General features: G+C 42.6%; 14 protein-coding genes and 4 tRNA genes. 6 read left to right on the top strand and 12 right to left on the bottom strand.

Annotated elements, in window-relative coordinates:
* The first annotated feature begins 93 nt into the window (after window positions 1-93).
* The 3 genes from trxB to AB8P72_RS02480 all read left to right on the top strand — a co-directional run bounded on the left by trxB (window position 94) and on the right by AB8P72_RS02480 (window position 2,501).
* Complete coding sequence (gene trxB, locus AB8P72_RS02490; RefSeq protein ID WP_068406737.1) at window positions 94-1,116, top strand: thioredoxin-disulfide reductase; 1,023 nt, start codon at window positions 94-96, stop codon at window positions 1,114-1,116.
* Window positions 1,117-1,959, top strand: coding sequence for a leucyl/phenylalanyl-tRNA--protein transferase (gene aat / locus AB8P72_RS02485; protein ID WP_082894353.1), 843 nt, complete (start codon window positions 1,117-1,119; stop codon window positions 1,957-1,959).
* A 104-nt stretch (window positions 1,960-2,063) separates the two neighbouring features.
* On the top strand, window positions 2,064-2,501 hold the full coding sequence (locus AB8P72_RS02480) for a MerR family transcriptional regulator (protein WP_068406740.1): 438 nt from the start codon (window positions 2,064-2,066) through the stop codon (window positions 2,499-2,501).
* Between the two features lie 47 nt (window positions 2,502-2,548).
* Here AB8P72_RS02480 and rimI read toward each other — a convergent pair whose 3' ends face one another.
* Entirely contained in the window at window positions 2,549-3,034 is a 486-nt protein-coding gene (rimI, locus tag AB8P72_RS02475; protein ID WP_082894354.1) for a ribosomal protein S18-alanine N-acetyltransferase, read from the bottom strand.
* 223 nt (window positions 3,035-3,257) lie between these two features.
* Between rimI and AB8P72_RS02470 the strand changes: the two genes are divergently transcribed.
* On the top strand, window positions 3,258-4,019 hold the full coding sequence (locus tag AB8P72_RS02470; RefSeq protein ID WP_193030748.1) for an IS5 family transposase: 762 nt from the start codon (window positions 3,258-3,260) through the stop codon (window positions 4,017-4,019).
* Between the two features lie 175 nt (window positions 4,020-4,194).
* On the opposite strand, the gene AB8P72_RS02465 is transcribed toward AB8P72_RS02470, so the two are convergent.
* From AB8P72_RS02465 to AB8P72_RS02415, 11 genes are all read right to left on the bottom strand, one after another.
* The gene (locus AB8P72_RS02465; protein WP_068404024.1) at window positions 4,195-4,722 is read right to left on the bottom strand and encodes a peroxiredoxin; all 528 of its coding nucleotides are present in this window, start codon (window positions 4,720-4,722) and stop codon (window positions 4,195-4,197) included.
* 233 nt (window positions 4,723-4,955) lie between these two features.
* Window positions 4,956-6,257: an IS4 family transposase gene (locus AB8P72_RS02460; protein WP_369957939.1), complete on the bottom strand. Its 1,302-nt coding sequence runs from the start codon at window positions 6,255-6,257 to the stop codon at window positions 4,956-4,958.
* 149 nt (window positions 6,258-6,406) lie between these two features.
* Entirely contained in the window at window positions 6,407-7,597 is a 1,191-nt protein-coding gene (gene tuf / locus AB8P72_RS02455; protein WP_068404023.1) for an elongation factor Tu, read from the bottom strand.
* A 442-nt stretch (window positions 7,598-8,039) separates the two neighbouring features.
* Window positions 8,040-8,114, bottom strand: a tRNA-Thr gene (locus AB8P72_RS02450).
* 114 nt (window positions 8,115-8,228) lie between these two features.
* Window positions 8,229-8,302: transfer RNA gene (locus AB8P72_RS02445), tRNA-Gly, on the bottom strand.
* 85 nt (window positions 8,303-8,387) lie between these two features.
* Window positions 8,388-8,471 (bottom strand) — tRNA-Tyr (locus AB8P72_RS02440).
* A 64-nt stretch (window positions 8,472-8,535) separates the two neighbouring features.
* A tRNA-Thr gene (locus AB8P72_RS02435) sits at window positions 8,536-8,611 on the bottom strand.
* Between the two features lie 305 nt (window positions 8,612-8,916).
* On the bottom strand, window positions 8,917-9,960 hold the full coding sequence (locus AB8P72_RS02430) for an FHA domain-containing protein (protein ID WP_068404020.1): 1,044 nt from the start codon (window positions 9,958-9,960) through the stop codon (window positions 8,917-8,919).
* Between the two features lie 113 nt (window positions 9,961-10,073).
* The gene (locus tag AB8P72_RS02425) at window positions 10,074-10,928 is read right to left on the bottom strand and encodes an RsiV family protein (RefSeq protein WP_082894244.1); all 855 of its coding nucleotides are present in this window, start codon (window positions 10,926-10,928) and stop codon (window positions 10,074-10,076) included.
* 200 nt (window positions 10,929-11,128) lie between these two features.
* Complete coding sequence (locus tag AB8P72_RS02420; protein ID WP_068404019.1) at window positions 11,129-12,724, bottom strand: peptide chain release factor 3; 1,596 nt, start codon at window positions 12,722-12,724, stop codon at window positions 11,129-11,131.
* A gap of 188 nt (window positions 12,725-12,912) precedes the next feature.
* Window positions 12,913-13,830 carry a hypothetical protein gene (locus AB8P72_RS02415; RefSeq protein WP_068404017.1) on the bottom strand — a complete coding sequence of 306 codons (918 nt, stop codon included), beginning with the start codon at window positions 13,828-13,830 and terminating at the stop codon, window positions 12,913-12,915.
* A 320-nt stretch (window positions 13,831-14,150) separates the two neighbouring features.
* Between AB8P72_RS02415 and AB8P72_RS02410 the strand changes: the two genes are divergently transcribed.
* Window positions 14,151-14,564 carry an organic hydroperoxide resistance protein gene (locus AB8P72_RS02410; RefSeq protein ID WP_068404016.1) on the top strand — a complete coding sequence of 138 codons (414 nt, stop codon included), beginning with the start codon at window positions 14,151-14,153 and terminating at the stop codon, window positions 14,562-14,564.
* A gap of 200 nt (window positions 14,565-14,764) precedes the next feature.
* Window positions 14,765-17,728 carry a DNA polymerase I gene (gene polA / locus AB8P72_RS02405; RefSeq protein WP_068404015.1) on the top strand — a complete coding sequence of 988 codons (2,964 nt, stop codon included), beginning with the start codon at window positions 14,765-14,767 and terminating at the stop codon, window positions 17,726-17,728.
* Window positions 17,729-17,983: the final 255 nt, after the last annotated feature.

Below are 17,983 nucleotides of genomic sequence, written 5' to 3'. Positions count from 1 at the left end.
CACTTTTAGCGACTATTTTTTATAACATTTATCATTTGTACCACGTATTCTAATTTTTATATTTCTTATTTAGATAGCAAGCAAGGAAATTTTATGGCAACTGATAACACGGCTCCGCGCCACGAAAAACTCATTATATTAGGCTCAGGCCCTGCCGGTTACGCCGCTGCCGTTTATGCAGCACGCGCCAACCTAAAACCTGTTATGGTCACCGGTCTGGAAGTTGGCGGGCAGCTAACCACGACTACTGAAGTCGATAACTGGCCAGGCGATGCGCACGATTTGACCGGTCCTGCGCTTATGGATCGTATGAAAGCCCATGCCGAACGCTTTGGCACCGAACTGGTCTACGACCATATCAATGAAGTCGATTTAAACGTACGCCCTTTTACTCTAATCGGTAATAACGGTAGTTACACTTGTGATGCCCTGATTATCTCAACGGGCGCCTCTGCGCAGTATTTAGGCTTAGAGTCAGAAAGCAAATTCCGCGGCCTTGGCGTATCAGCTTGTGCTACCTGCGATGGTTTCTTTTATAAAAACCAGAAAGTCGCGGTCATTGGTGGTGGTAATACCGCCGTTGAAGAAGCTTTATATTTATCAAATATCGCTTCTGAAGTGACGCTAGTCCATCGCCGCGACAGCTTACGCGCTGAAAAAATCTTGCAAGATAAGCTGTTTGAAAAGGCCAAAAACGGCAACGTCAAAATCGAATGGAACCACAAAGTAAATGAAGTGGTCGGTGATGATATGGGTGTCAATGGGTTGGTCATCGAATCGATGATTGATGGTAGCACTAAGCAACTGGACGTATTTGGTATGTTTGTCGCCATTGGGCATAAGCCAAATACAGATTTATTCAAAGGCCAGCTAGATATGAAAGACGGCTACTTAATCGTTAATAGCGGTTTAAATGGTAATGCCACCCAAACCAGTATCGAGGGCGTATTTGCCGCAGGTGACGTCGCTGACCACGTTTATCGCCAAGCGATTACCTCGGCGGGCACTGGCTGTATGGCAGCGCTTGATGCTGAGAAATATCTGGACGCTATGGGTGAAACAGTCGCTCGTGACCACACTTATGCTTCCACATTGACTGAAGATAAAGAAGCATAAATGAGCGATTTTGCTAAAGATAACGACCGCATTGATATTAATATTAATGCGGCTGCTATAGCGCCTGAAACTTTTCGTCAATACATAAAAAGTCTTGGGCGTTATAACTTTCCCGATCCTATGATGGTTGATCCTGATGGCATCGGTATCGTTGCTGTCGGCGGAGATTTAGCACCGGAAACGCTGATTTCCGCTTATGCGCAAGGATTATTTCCATGGTTTAATGAAGATGACCCTATCGCTTGGTGGTGCCCTGAGCCGCGCTGCGTTATGCTGCCAAAGGATTATAAACCTAGTAAATCACTACGCAAACAAGCGAATCGCAGTCGTTGGCAATTGACCCTCAATCAAGCGTTCGATGATGTTATCCATGCTTGTAGCTTACCGCGTAGCGATGGTTTCAATGACGCGCTACCTGAGGGCGAACATACTTGGATTCATAGCGAGATGATTGACGCCTATACTGAGCTCCATGCGCAAGGCTTTGCCCATAGCATTGAAGTTTGGGATGATAAACAGCAATTGATTGGCGGTTTATATGGCTTAAAGATAGGCGGTATTTATTTTGGCGAGTCGATGTTTCATGTTGCTTCAAATGCTTCAAAGCTCGCCTTTTGGGGCTTAATGCGTTTATGTGAGCAAAGCCATGTCCAATTGGTAGACTGTCAGCTACCAAACGACCATCTGCTAAGTTTGGGAGCTGAAACCTTGCCACGCGCTAAATTTTTGCTGAAGCTAGATACTTTAATTGGCAGCCGTTCCGTTAAATGGCAAAAGGACTCCCATCAACCGTTAGCGGTCTCATTACTTGATAAACCTCAACCGTGGCAATCAAAAATATAAAGTAAATTTAAATGAATTTATTTTTAAATAAATATAGTAACGAAGAATACTTTCTATCATTTTTAAACAATTAGTAAGTTAGCTATTTTACTTACGAGGTCAGCATGGCACCCGATACAGCATTTTTATTGATTGGCACACTAGCGACGCAGGCCAATACTACCAAAGATACCATTCGTCATTACGACCAATTGGGACTACTAAAATCTCGCAAACGCCAAGCAGGCTCCCGGCTTTATACCGAGTTTCATCCTGAATGCGTCGAGCGTATCGAGCTGATCAAAAGTGCTCAAGCCATTGGTTTTACATTAACTGAAATCAAAGACAGCTTAAATGATTATTACGATGGTCAGCTTGATATTGATTTGCAGCTAAGCCTTACGCAGCAGAAATTGGCGCAAGTTAAAAAACAGCAAACGACGATTAATTTGATGATAGAAATGTTGGCTGAACGCATCGAGGTGCTCGAACATATGAAAACCGATAAAAACTATCTTTCTAATATCGAGATCTGCAAAAAGAAAATACCGCCCCAAGCATGATTTAACTCTTTTTTAAACAACTATTTGCTCTTCTTAACAACCAATTGCTAATCATAAACTCGTTGCATGATTAATGCATCGACAGAAGGTTGGTGTGGCAGTTGATAATAACCCTTTCGCTTATGAATGACCGTAAGCCCTTGCCGCCCATATAAAGCAAGCGCTGGCGCATTGTCTGCGCGCACTTCTAATAATAAGCTCTCTACCTTATTATTTATTAACTCATTATTTAATGTAGCAAAAAGCTGCGACGCAATACCTTGACGCTGATAATCAGGATGGGTGCCGATACGTAATATCTCTGCTTGCTCAAAAACCACTTGATATAAACAATAACCAACGATCTTATAGCCTGCTTCCTCTTCTGGTTTATACACTATCAGTATATGCATACTATCTTGTATAAGCATCTCAGCCAATGTTTTCTCAGTCCATGGGTCTTCTGGCTGTACGAGCGTTTCAATATTTGCGACTGCTTGAAGCGCTTGTTGTCGCTCTAAGGTATTGGTTGCTAACTTATCGATAATAAACACCACTTTTCCTTCTATTTTTCTTATGCCTTAACGGCTATGTTAGCGTAATTTTTAAACTTATTCATAAATGACCTTCTATATATTTCATAAATACATACGTAAGCTGCCTATATTCAAAGATATCTTAGACGTTTAGGGGCTGTATAGAATTGAGGAACCATTGAAAAACATAAGCAACGCCTTACTCTACTGTTTACCACAACAAAGAAATAAGGCATCACTTATGACTCGCACCAAGCTCAACGATGAACTTTGGCACAAGCTATTTATTATATTGCGACAAATTAACGTATATAACAAGCCCAATCTAAGACGTACCGTTGAAGGCATGCTGTACCGCATAAGAGTAGGCTGTCCATGGCGAGACTTACCTTCTTATTTCGGTCATTGGTCTCGCATATATCATCAATACCGTTATTGGCGTAAAACCGGTAAATGGCAAAAGCTCATGAAAATAATCACAGCAAACTATGATAGTGAATGGTTATTCATAGACGGTAGCGTGGTCAAAGCTCATCAGCATAGTTCAGGTGCAGCCAGTCATCTTGATGAGGCCATTGGTAAAAGTGTTGCAGGTAATAGCAGCAAACTGCACTTAGTGGTCGATGCTTGTGGTAACCCTATACATGTTGAGCTGACAGGTGGGCAAGTGCATGACGCTAAGATGGCAAAGACGTTGATAGATAGCACGATTAATAACCAGACTAAAGCGGTGATTGCAGACAGGGGCTACGATAGTAGTGATATTAGAGAGTGTATCTTCAAGCACTGTGCTGAGTCAGTCATACCCGTTAAGTCGAACTCTAAAAATAGCAACAATGACACACTAGACTGGTATTTGTATCGTTGCCGTCACTTGGTAGAAAACGCTTTTGCTAGGTTGAAACATTTTAGGGGCATTGCCACGCGATATGATAAGCTCAAAGATAGCTATGCAGCAGCGGTAATGCTTGCTTGTGTCTTTATTTGGTTGCCACTCATTTGAATTCTATACACACCCTAGTTTAATACTTCCAAAAATCTTTATAGAAGACATAAAAAAACTGCTTAGCCCTTATACTTAAGGATTAAGCAGTTCGACAGTATTTGAGCTTCAGCATTCAAGTATTTATCGACGCCTGATGATACCAGTCAAACGTCAATGCACTTAAGAATTGTGATTAAGCATTACTTTTCAAATATTCTAACATGGTATCTGCATCTGATACTTCAAATGGATCTGTTGGACAGTTGTCATCAAAACCCGCTTCTTTAAACACTTTTTTGATTTCTTTATTATCGACATACATCGAATACCGCCATGAGCGCATACCAAAGCCTAGATTGCTCTTATCAACCAGCATGCCCATTTTACGAGTGAACTCACCATTACCATCAGGAAGCAAAAAAACGTTTTCACGGTTTTGCTTTAGGCCCCATTGGTACATGACAAAGGCATCATTGACAGAAATGCAAACGATTTCATCTACGCCTAACGCCTTAAATTCATCGTAAAGCGCTTCATAACGAGGTAGATGGCTGGTCGAACACGTTGGCGTAAAGGCACCTGGTAGAGAGAAAACCACCACTTTTTTATTGGCAAATAACTCATCTGTGGTTAGGTCATACCATTTAAATGGGTTGTCTCCGCCGATAGATTCATCACGAACACGGGTTTTGAAAGTCACATCAGGTACATGGGTAATCATTATTTACTCCGATTTAAGTTATTGTGTTTTTATTTTTAAAATGCTACCGCTATATAATAAGGGTTATAGCTATCTATAAGCAAATCTTTAATCTACTATATATGAAGCAGTCCTTATAATTTATAGCTTTGGAATTTATTTTTTCAAATTAAGAACAGACCCTAGTATTTATCCCCTTATCCTCATTCATGACCCATAAAAAAAGCCACCCTTATCAGGATAATGCCAGTCAGTTAACGCTGACTGGTATTTTTTTTGGGATATTTTTGTGGTTTACCCTTAACTACCCTCGGGCAAGATCGCTTTCTACGTTCAGGAATAACAAACAATTTCCCTTCCTCTAAAAGTGCATCTAACAACTTAGGGAAGAGGCCCGCAGCCTGTAAAGGCGCAAACCGTAACAAATCAACAATCGTAATAGACGCCATATGGAAGCTAATTCGTAGAGGGCTAACCTTAGCCCTAAGAGCCATATAGCGCATCAAACGTCTTATCAGATTATAAGCAATCATAAGCCCCCAGAACTCTTGTAACACAAGCTGTGGCAGCTTACTTCTTAACACCAGCCCCTCCTGTAGATCAGACTTAATTTCCCTAAAAGCCATCTCAATCTCCCAGCGCTGCAAATACAGCTGTGCCACTTTATCCTTAGTAAAGCGTTTATCATCTATTAAAGAGGTTATGTATCGTCTTGTCTTACCCTCATAACGACACTCAATTAATCGAGCTTGCCAAGTATCGGGTAGGTTTGGGTTTTTCTTTTGAGCTTGGGGAGAAACCGGCATTTGTATCAAGTAGTCCCCTTCACTAAAGGTTTCAATCACAGTGTAACGCAGATTATCTTTAGCCCGCATAAGCCAATGACTGTTTGGATGGGTTTGTTGCCAACTAATCAGTAGGTCTGCTGAGAAATAGGCTCTATCAAATAGCGTAATGCTATTGTCTTGAACGTTTAGCTGACGGGCTAAGGTGATCTCTCCTTGACCCATATCTCCAAGGGTTGTGTCAATGATCTCATGCGTGTCAGTATTGATCAGGCATACCGAACGCATTTGTGGATAGGGCGCCTCTTTGGTTCTGCCTTTGCTTGAACTAAAGTGCTGAAGGTTCTCATCAGTATAGGGTAGTGAGTATACGACACCGTCTACAGCTTGGACGCTAAGTCCCATAAAGTCTTGCTGCTGGGCTCGTGATTCTGTTTGGTAGTGAGCACTTAGTTGATGAAATAGCTGCTTTAGAGGTTCATGCCCGAGGCGTTGTCTTGCTTGTACGACTGCACTGGGTACACAGGCCTGTGAGTCTAGATTAAGACGCATTTGCTCTGTGATATACCAGATGGAACGGTTTCTATATAAGGCGGTACCTATGACTAGCCAAACGACATGTTCAGCAGGTAGCTTACGCCTTCTAATGCTCGCTTTGCCGGTATATTCTAAAGCTTGCTGTATCCACTCAGGGTCTATTAATTCACTAAATTGTTCTAGGGTGTCTGGAATCCTTTTATGCGTCTCATTAATAGCGTTTTGTAGTCTCATAGTAAAATAGCCCATCTACTTATTAGATGGGCTATTTTATTACTTTTATTGAGTTTTTGCCTTAACTGACTGGCATTACCCTTATCAGGATGGCTTTTTTCTTACTGCTTAACGCTTAGATTCCTCTAATAGCGTTAGGGTTTTAATGCTTAGCTAAGGACGTTAGCAACAACACCAGCACCTACGGTACGGCCGCCTTCACGAATTGCGAAGCGAAGACCTTTGTCCATAGCGATTGGGTGGATAAGCTCTACGCCCATCTCAACGTTGTCACCAGGCATGACCATTTCAGTACCGTCTTGTAATTGGATTGCGCCAGTTACGTCAGTGGTACGGAAGTAGAACTGTGGACGATAGCCGTTTAGGAATGGTGTGTGACGACCACCCTCTTCTTTTGACAGTACGTATACTTCGGCGTCAAATTTGGTGTGAGGGGTAATTGAACCTGGCTTGGCTAGTACTTGGCCACGTTGTACGTCTTCACGTTTAGTACCACGTAGTAGTACGCCACAGTTTTCGCCTGCACGACCTTCGTCAAGCAGTTTACGGAACATCTCTACACCAGTACAGGTGGTTTTTTGGGTGTCACGGATACCGACGATTTCGATTTCGTCACCAACACGGACGATACCTGATTCAACACGACCGGTTACTACGGTACCACGACCTGAGATTGAGAATACGTCTTCGATTGGCATTAGGAATGCTTTGTCAACGTCACGCTCTGGCTCTGGGATGTAGGTGTCTAGGATACCTAGTAGTTCTACAACGGCTGGTTGGCCGTATTGACCTTCGTCGCCTTTAAGGGCTTGGGTAGCTGAACCTTTGACGATTGGGGTGTCGTCACCTGGGAAGTCGTAGTCGTTAAGCAGTTCACGAACTTCCATTTCTACTAGCTCAAGCAATTCTTCGTCGTCAACAAGGTCACATTTGTTCATGAAGACGATGATGTACGGTACGCCAACCTGACGTGATAGCAGGATGTGCTCACGGGTTTGTGGCATTGGGCCGTCAGTTGCTGATACGACTAGGATTGCGCCGTCCATTTGGGCTGCACCGGTGATCATGTTTTTAACATAGTCGGCGTGACCTGGGCAATCAACGTGGGCGTAGTGACGGGTTGGGGTGTCATATTCTACGTGTGAGGTGTTGATGGTGATGCCACGTGCTTTTTCTTCTGGTGCGCTATCAATCGCTGCGTAGTCTTTGGCTTCGCCACCAGAGGTGATTGCGGCTACGGTTGCGATAGCGGCAGTTAATGTTGTTTTACCGTGGTCAACGTGTCCGATGGTACCGACGTTGACGTGTGGCTTGCTGCGTTCAAACTTGGCCTTTGCCATGGGTATTTCCTCTTTATTGATGAATCTTTAATAATCAAAGATCGGTAAATAGCTGTTTGACGGCTCATGATGCGTAATAACCATCAAACCGTTGACGCTATGGTTTAGCTACTAAAATGAATGTATTCAAGATGCTTGCTTGCTAAGCACATCTTTATATATGGGCATTATACTTGTTTTCCAATCGCTTGCATATTGTGCCATATGCTAGCACATCTCAACAAAACAGCTTTTTCTAAAAAATATATTTATAAACCTACTGACAGCACTAAAAGGCAACACCTTAGTGTCACCTTTAAATGATTAACTGCCACACTCTATTTATAATTTTCAATATTTTATAATTCGATATTGCTACAATTTTTTGTAAAATACATTGTCTTGTCGAAATGTGATGCTTTATCAAAATAGTAAAGCATATAGACAAGGCTTGAACATTAAATGGAGCTCATATTGAGAATTGAACTCAAGACCTCTCCCTTACCAAGGGAGTGCTCTACCGCTGAGCTATATGAGCATGCTTTTAAAAACTACAGTAGCCAACCTATAGGTTGTACTAAAAAAAATATCACGATACAGCAATAATAACTGACTGTCGTGATGTTTGATAGTTGCTGCGATGGTGCATATATGGAGCGGGTGGCGGGAATCGAACCCGCGTCATTAGCTTGGAAGGCTAAGGTGTTACCATTATACCACACCCGCATTTACTCTTATATTATTTAACTCTAATTGAGAGTCGTACAAGATAAAGAGTATGCTTGGCGCTAGGACAAACTTAGAACAAATATGGTGGTGGGAGAAGGATTCGAACCTTCGAAGCTTTCGCGACAGATTTACAGTCTGTTGGGTTTGACCGCTCCCCAATCCCACCTAGATTGCTTGATATAAATCACTTCAATTGAAAGTAAATTCATAAAAAGCGACTTTGAAAGAGATGGTGCCGACTGCCGGGATCGAACTGGCGACCTACTGATTACAAGTCAGTTGCTCTACCAACTGAGCTAAGTCGGCTTGTTCTCTCAAAGTGGTGGCTATTCTATCAAATATTTTGCTAGACGCAAGCCCTTTTTCATTTTTTTTAGCTTTATTTTCATAAAAGCTGTCAAACACTTGATTGTATTGCTATTTTTCCTGATATGAAATTGCAGCTTTTTTCGAAGCTAAATTAACGAGACATCATTTAAAGCATAAACTGCCCGTCTTTATTGCATGGTTTTATAAAAATTGCATAGTTTTTTATGAAATCCATCATCTTTATAAGCGGGCAGCTGCTTTATTTCTTTAAGAATGCCGTTTAGTTTATAAAGATAGAACTCTTACATACTGCCTTTATTAAACAACCATAGCGCGAGGCCAATGATTAAAATAGCAATAAATACCCAGATAAACCAGCCACCACTCGGTTTTTTCTCAGCTTGTTCCGCATTGGCAGGATTATTAAGCGCTTGATCCATGGCATTATTACCTGATGTACCAAGGTCGCGCGGCTGACCCAAATTGGCCGTGCCCGAAAACTGGGCGGTAGCGGCTTGCTTAGCACGTAGGACATCGGGATCCGCCTCTTCTTGCAAGGTGGTCGTCGTAGTCTTATCATGCGCTGCCGCATCGGTGTCATATTGAGCCTGACGAACGGCGCTCGGTGCTGGTTCTTCTACAACCGGTGCGCTAGTTGTAGGTGAAGTTGATGGCTCGCTGGTATCAGCTGCGGATAATACTTCATCAATTCCGGTCTCTTTGTTTACTGTTTCTGTGTTTACCGTTTCTTTAATTGTTGGCTCTTTAACTATTGCTTCTTGAACAATGGGCTCATCAACCCTAGCTTCTTTAATAACTGGCTCTTCGACAACAGTCTTTTTAACATCAGCTTCTTTATCTAGTGCTTCGCTAACGACTGGCGCTACAACGGCAGGTTCGGCGGCGGCTGGTATCGATTCAGTAGACGTATCACTGTTTGCGCTTAATACTGGCTCATCCGACACAGCTGGAGCAGCTTGTTCATTATCCAAGGTCGCAGCAACAGGCGCAATTACCTGAAAGTTAAAGCTTGCAAAGCCTAGCGTATCATTGGCATTAAGGCGCTGAGATTTATTGCCCTCAATCCGCTGCTCATTGATAAAAGTACCATTCGATGACTCTAAGTCCTTAACGTATAGCTCACCATTTAATAGGCTCAAGACCGCGTGATTGCGCGACACTTGCTTGCTACCGAGCACCACGTCATTATCGCTACCGCGTCCAACAGACAGGCTGTCACTGACGCTCAAGGTCAGATCGCCTAGTGCTTCGGTCAGGGCATTAAGTTGCCAAGTTGCACCCTCTGTCGTCACAGGTGTATGTGCAGTTTCTGTATGGTTTGTCATGTTATCACTCCTTATTTTTATAAAATATTCAATGGCTATTTTTAACTAATAACTTTCTATAAATGGCTGTTCTTATACAATTATCTTCATACTGGCTAAAATTATTGTTGATATTATTTAGCTATAAAGCGAGGTTTTATAATACCGCCAAGCTTGTTGTAAGGAATACTCAGTACGGGCATTCCGTATGCGTAAGGGCCGATAGCATAATGTTGATAACGAATATCGATCCCTTTATCAGTCAAGGTTACGTTCTCACTTAAGGTAAATGGCCAGTTTTTTTCATAGCTTGCAGCATCTTCATCGACCGTTTTGACCCAGTCTTTATAAGCATCATAAGCTAAAGCTTTAAATTTTGATTTTTTGTTAGGCTGTAGCATATCTGTTAATTGGATTTGTTTTTTGCTTTGTTGATCAAATATCAGATACTCGCTATATGGCATGCCATGAGCGCCACCAGTGAAGACATAAGAGTTTATTTCAAACAGCTCAAAATCATTCACATGACCCAAGTATTCAGGCGTCACCATTAAGCTATAAACAAAAATACTGTCTTTGGGTAAATCAGCAAACTGCGCGCTAACAAAACCGTCGATGGCAGCTTTGACCTCGGCTGGGCTACTTTGCTTGGTGATGGGCGCGGACTCCGTTGGCTTACTATTTACCACTAAATTATCAATACGCGCATTGGCAAGCTTATTTATCCAAGTATGATTGGTCTTAAGGTATTTCACCTCAATATCTGGACAATTATCACGCGCTGTACATTTTTCCTGTATTTTTTTAGGCAACTCATAGTCCAAATACTCGCTATGACTAATCAAGCTACTCGCCTGAGCTGATAGGCTTAAAGCCCCAAGTAATAAGCCACTACTTAGCAACGTAAGCAGACGTCCCACGCTGCGTAGAGATGGGAGTGGTTGAGTAAATCTTGAGTTATTGTTATGAATGTCAGTTGTAGATTTCATATAGCCTCTTTCACGTACAAATAAGGTTTATTGATATTCTACCGTAACTATTGCGCCCTATTGTAGGCGCACTGTTTGTGTTTTTGAGTACTTAATGCGCTTGTACAAACTCATATTTGATTACAACCAAAAATTTTTTAATAAAAAAGACACGATAGCGTGTCTTTTAAAATGTAAGTATAAAGATTAAAATTCCGATTTTAATGCTCGCGCGTATTGCTAAAAGTAATCTCAGGATAGCGGTCTTGCATCAGCTGCAAGTTCACCCGAGATGGCGCGAGATAAGTTAAATAACCGCCACCATCTATTGATAATTGGTCGTGGGCTTTTTTCTTAAATTTCGCCAGCGCCACTTCATCATCACAATGAATCCAGCGTACGGTCGCAATCGATACCGGCTCAAAGATACATTGCACTTTATATTCTTCTTTTAGACGGTGGGCGACCACTTCAAACTGTAGGACACCGACTGCACCTAAGATTAAATCGTTATTAATCTGCGGCATAAAGACCTGCGTTGCGCCCTCTTCGCTTAACTGCTGTAAACCTTTTTGCAGCGCTTTTGATTTAAGCGGGTCTTTTAGCACCACACGGCGGAACAATTCAGGAGCAAAGTGCGGAATACCAGTAAAGTTTAATTCTTCGCCTTCGGTAAAGCTGTCGCCAATCGAAATGGTTCCGTGGTTATGTAAGCCAATGATATCACCCGGGTAGGCTTCTTCTAGCGCTTCACGGTCACCTGCTAAAAACGTTAAAGCATCGGCAATACGCACGTCTTTACCCAAGCGCACGTGCTTCATTTTCATGCCTTTTTCGTACTTGCCAGAGCACACGCGCAAAAAAGCAATACGGTCACGGTGACGCGGATCCATATTGGCCTGAATCTTAAACACAAAACCGCTAAATTCGGTTTCGGTTGCGGCGACTTCGCGCTCATTGGTCGGATGCGATTTTGGCGGTGGTGCATATTTAATCAAGGTATCAAGTACCATGTTGACGCCAAAGTTACCCAGTGCCGTCCCGAACAATACAGGCGTCATCTCACCTTTTAAAAACGCATCGACCTCAAAGTCTTCGAGCGCCATTTGTACCAGCTCAAGCGACTCTTCAAAAGAATCAAACATCAGCTTGCCCAAGCGCTCACGGATATCAGGATAATCATAACCTTCGCGCGTCTCAGAGACGGTCATCTCGCCGCCATGACCTTTTTCATATAGGTAAGTTTTATTTTCGGTTAAATGATAAACCCCAACGAAATCTTGCCCCATACCAATCGGCCACGTGACCGGAATACATTTAATCTTTAATACTGCTTCAATTTCACTGAGTAGCTCAAGCGGCTCGCGAATCTGACGGTCAAGTTTATTGACGAATGAGATGATAGGCGTATCACGCATCCGGCAAACTTCCATCAGCTTGATGGTCCGTTCTTCGACACCTTTTGCGCCATCGACCATCATTAGCGCACTGTCTACCGCGGTCAGAGTACGATACGTATCTTCACTAAAGTCGGCGTGACCCGGGGTGTCTAGCAGGTTGACCATATGGTCTTTATAAGGAAACTGCATGACCGAGGTGGTGATAGAGATACCGCGCTCCTGCTCCATACTCATCCAATCAGATGTCGCATGACGGTCAGTTTTGCGGCCTTTTACTTCACCAACCACCTGAATCGCCTGCCCCCATAGCAGCAGCTTTTCGGTCATGGTGGTCTTACCCGCATCGGGATGCGAGATAATGGCAAAGGTGCGGCGTTTGGCGACTTCTTTGCTTAATTTCTTTGGATCTACGCTCATAATTTCGGCTTCAACGGTTGTGTGATTTAGAAATCACGCTAAATAAATAGGATAAATAATGGGCGTATTGTAGCGGATTTAGCGTTTGGTTGCAGAATTAGCGCATAAAAAACACTCTCTATTAACTAAGTAGAGAGTGCGGATATTTTTAAATTTTAAAAACCTTTAAGCGTTAGGCGCTCTTAGCTTTAATAATAACGCTTGATTTCTCGTTCTAAAAAGTCAGCGGCGACATCATTGACAATTGTGCAATCGACCACACCGCGAAAGCTGTTGGTATTTGGATTGCTGTTGCCTTCGGCGATATAATCGGCTTCATAAATATCTTTACTATATTCAACCCCGTTGTACTGATAAGCCGGTTGGTCTTTATACTCAAAAAACATCACTTGCGCCGCTTGTTGCTTGTTATCTACGCCATAACCAACCTTAGTAGTTCTAGGCTTTCTATCATCACTAAAACGCGCCTCGGCTGCTTCAATCCATTTATCAAGCGACGAGTATCCTGTTTTGTCTTTTTCGTTAAAAGCTAAAAATTTACGCTCGCTGCTGACGACGGGAATATAGCAAACCGAGCCTGCTGGAAAGGCTAAATTGGTTGGCAGTTTAGAATAGTGACTTAAGCCCGTCTTAATGCCGCGACTATTGCTTAGCGGAACGCCTGCACGGTAATCATCGGCTTTCACACCTGACAAGTCCAAGGTTTTATAAGTGGTTTGATAATTGAACTTGTTATTGCTGTTTTTTTCATAAATAGGCCGTTTGACCGTGCGGCCACTGACTTCAATATTTTTGTGTTCCAATCGTCCTTCGAACTTATCGGCTAGTACCGTTTTGTCTAAAGTATTTAAACTTTGATTGCTGTAGTTATTGACAAGATTTCTGGTTTTAATCTCATAATTACCGGTACGGTAGGTTTCATCGATGCGCGCAATCGCAGTCGCATTGGCTTTACTGTCATAGCTATCGGCAAATCTGCTCAGCGTTATATTATTGCTACTGCCTACGCCAAAAAACACGTCCTCTTCTTCGCAGCCGCTGAGCGCAAGTGCCATTAGAGAGACGATACTTGGTAATAAAATCCATTTATTTAGCGAGGCATTCATTAAACAATGTCCTTATGATTAAACGCTTTTTAGCTACTTTGGTTACTGTAATATGTTAGTAAAATACTTTTTGTGATTAGTTTACATTAATAGTATCGTTATTTATATATCAAAATCCTACTATTATGGTTTTAGAAAACTCCGATTAGACATTTTAGCAAGTTACCATTTCTAAACTTGCGCGATACGTTCAACGTTGCTCACTGTGCTAATCTAAGGAGTTACTATGTAAAATCGCTTTTTAAGTAAGATCACATGTAAGGAAGGTCACATAGTAGATAAATCATTTAATTATAAAAACCAACAACAAAGGATATGTTATGAAAACATTGTATTCTACACAAGCTACCGTTACTGGCGGCCGTACGGGTAATGCGAGCCTAAAAGATAGTGATTTGACCATTAACATGGTCGCACCGGGTTCTGGTAAAGACGGTAACAATCCAGAGCAGTTATTTGCTATGGGTTATGCTGCTTGTTTTGATGGCGCACTGGCAGCGGTCAAAGGTGAAGAAAAAGCAAAATTTGACTCGACTACCGAAGTATCAGTAGATTTAATGAAAGGCGAAGGTTTGGACTTTAAATTAGCCGTAAAGATTCACGTAATCGGTGAAAATACAGAACTATCGGCCGATGAATTTCAAAAACTGGTCGAAAAAGCCAATAAAGTCTGCCCATATTCGAAAGCCACCCATGGCAATATCGATAGTGAAGTGACGTCAGAAGTAAAATAACTCTTAGAAAGAATATTAATTAGTCAGAAGAAAACTGATAAAAGAACTCAGCTGGTCTGGGTTCTTTTTTTATTGGCTATCGTTTTGAGTCGTACACATCTTAACTCTTAAGCCATTCGGCACGCGACGCTTTTATCGTTATAATGGGTTATCTTTTTTCTCATTTTTGATTATACCTAATAAATAATAAGTGACTTTCTATGACCGACAACGATCACAACTCGCACTCGCCCATTAATCCCAATACGCTACCAAACTTTGCCACCATGCCCAATGTGGCAACGATGGATACCAGCCATGTGAACAAAGAGCAGCCGCCCTTTATCTTGGTCGACGGCTCTTATTATTTATTTCGCACCTATCATGCCTTGCCAAAGACTATGCAAAACTCTCAAGGGCTGGTCACTAACGCCATACGTGGGACGTTAAATGCGTTATTAAAGCTCATGCGTCGTTATCATCCAACCCATATGGCAGTCTGCTTTGACACCAAATCACCGACTTTTCGTCATGCCATGTCAGAAGAATATAAAGCCAATCGACCAAAAATGGATGTCGAGCTTGCCGAGCAGATTCCTTATATTCATAGTTTGGTGGTGGCGCTAGGGATTCCATTATTACGTATCGAAGGCGCGGAAGCCGACGATATTATTGGCACTCTAGCCCATCGCGCCGTTGCCGAAGGTCATCACGTCGTTATCTCGACCGGTGATAAAGATATGATGCAGCTGATTAATGACTGCGTGATATTAGAAGACAGCTTTACCGGTAAAGTCACTGATAGCGCAGGCGTAGTGGAAAAATTTGGCATTAATCCTGAGCAAATGATTGACTTTTTAACGCTGATGGGCGACTCCTCTGATGGCATTAAAGGCGTACCCGGTATCGGTAAAAAAACCGCCAAAGACCTGCTTAACGAATACGGCAACATTGATAACATGCTCAAAAACGTCGCCAATATCAAAGGACGCGCTGGCAAAAATCTGGTCGAATATGCCGACGACATTCCCTTTAATGCGCAATTAGCAACCATCGTCACTGATTTAGAAATTGGTCAAGATTGGCGAGATTTAAAAATCAATACCGACCCGTGCGCCCATATCGATGAGCTACGCGCACTCTATAGCGAGCTTGAATTTAGAAATGAGTTGGCATCACTCGACCATCCCAATCATCCCGCCAATGCTAATGGGAATGGCGCACAAAGCGTTGCCGACAGTCAAGCGGATGCCGAATCGCAAGCGCAAATCGCCAAATCTCTACAATCAAGTGTTATCGATAATATCAAAGATAGTAAAAGTCATGATAAAGCGTGGCACACGGTTTTAGATGCGCCTGCTTTTGATAGCTTGGTTACATTATTAGAATCTGCACCGCATTTTGTCATTGATACCGAAACCACCAGCGTTTATTGGCGTCAGGCTGAATTGGTTGGCTTGTCTTTTGCGGTAAAAGCTCACGAAGCTTATTACGTGCCGCTAGCTCATCTAGAAGGCGATGAGCTGATTACCAAACAGCTTGACCGCGATATGGTGTTGACGCGCTTAAAACCCATCTTAGAAAATCCAAACATTGGTAAAATCGGTCAACATTTAAAATATGATGCCCATATTCTTAGCTTTTATGATATCGATTTATTAGGCAGTATTCATGACAAACCTAATAATTGGGCGATGGATACCATGCTTGCCAGTTATGTAATTAACGCGGCCGCTACTCGCCACGGTATGGATGATTTGGCACGCCATTATTTGCATACGCAAACTATCAGCTTTGAAGACGTTGCTGGTAAAGGCGCTAAGCAAGTGTGTTTTGACCAAGTTACCATTGATTTGGCCAGCGATTATGCCTGTGAAGATGCCGACATTACCTATCAGCTGTTTGATTTATTTAGCGAAAAACTGGCGGCAGATAAAAACAATGCCAAGCTGCTACACGAGTTAGAGATTCCAACTGCGGAAATACTCTGCCAAATGGAAGCAAATGGCATTTTAATCAAGCGCCCATTCTTAAACGAGCTATCGCAACGTTTCGACGAAGAAATCATTGCACTTGAAAAACGCGCTTATGAAGTCGCTGGTGAAGCATTTAATCTTGGCTCACCAAAACAGCTCGGTGAGATGCTGTTTGAAAAGCTAGGCGTTGCGGGCGGTAAAAAAACCAAGTCAGGTCAATACTCGACTGGCGAAGCGGTATTGTCAAAGATTGACCACCCGTTGGTTGAAATCGTCCTTGAATATCGCGGTTTATCGAAGCTTAAAAGCACTTATACCGATGCCCTTGATAATGTCGCAGATGCCAAGACTGACCGCGTGCATACTAGCTACCATCAAGCACTGACCAGTACTGGGCGTTTATCTTCAACCGATCCTAACTTACAAAACATTCCTATTCGTACCGCGACCGGTCGCCTGATTCGCCAAGCGTTTATTGCCCCAGAAGGTCGCGTGATTTTAGCTGCGGATTATTCACAAATCGAGCTACGTCTGATGGCGCATTTCTCAGGCGATGTCAATTTAACGCGCGCCTTCAACGAAGGCTTAGATATTCACACGGCAACCGCTGCTGAAGTCTTAGGCAAAGCCGTTGAAGAGGTCAGCGCCACTGAGCGCCGCAATGCTAAAGCCATTAACTTTGGTCTGCTCTATGGTATGAGCGCTTTTGGTCTGGCCAAGCAGCTACAGATGAGCCGCGGCGAGGCGCAAGATTATATCGATATGTATTTTGAGCGTTATCCAAGCGTCAAAGACTATATGATTAATACCCGTGCCAGCGCTTATGAAAAAGGTTATGTTGAGACAATATTAGGCCGTAAGCTTTATACGCCTGATATCAATCATAGCAATCGTATGGTCAAGCAAGGCGCTGAACGGGCGGCGATTAACGCCCCACTGCAAGGCTCAGCGGCGGATTTAATCAAGCTTGCAATGATAGCGGTCGATAAAGTATTGCCAAAAGAGCACGCAAAAATGCTGCTGCAAGTCCATGATGAGCTGGTGTTTGAAGTCGATAGCGATAAGGTCGATAGCATTCGTCAGCTGATTACCGACGCTATGCAGGATGTGTTGACCACAACGGCTGTTGCAAAAGGCTGGCATGTGAACTTTGCCGTACCGTTATTGGTTGAAACCGATATTGGTAGTAATTGGGACGAAGCGCATTAATGACTTAAATAAAATAAAAGCTTAAACGATAGCGTTTATCATTACTCATAGCCGTAAGCTTTTCTTAGCAGTATAATAAGTCTACGTTAGACGGTTTTTTACCTGTTAATGCTTTAAATATTGGTTTTTACGCGGTAATTTACGATATAAAGTGAGCCTTCGCGCTCGCTTTTTTGTTTTTAAAGCTAGGAGCGTTCCATTTTACATTCAGATAGCATCATCGAAATCCCTGGTAATATTATCCTGTTAGTCTGT

This window comes from Psychrobacter sp. CLB018 (assembly GCF_041222815.1).
In the GTDB taxonomy this organism is placed as follows: Bacteria; Pseudomonadota; Gammaproteobacteria; order Pseudomonadales; family Moraxellaceae; genus Psychrobacter; species Psychrobacter faecalis.
This window is presented reverse-complemented; position numbering and strand designations above follow the sequence as displayed.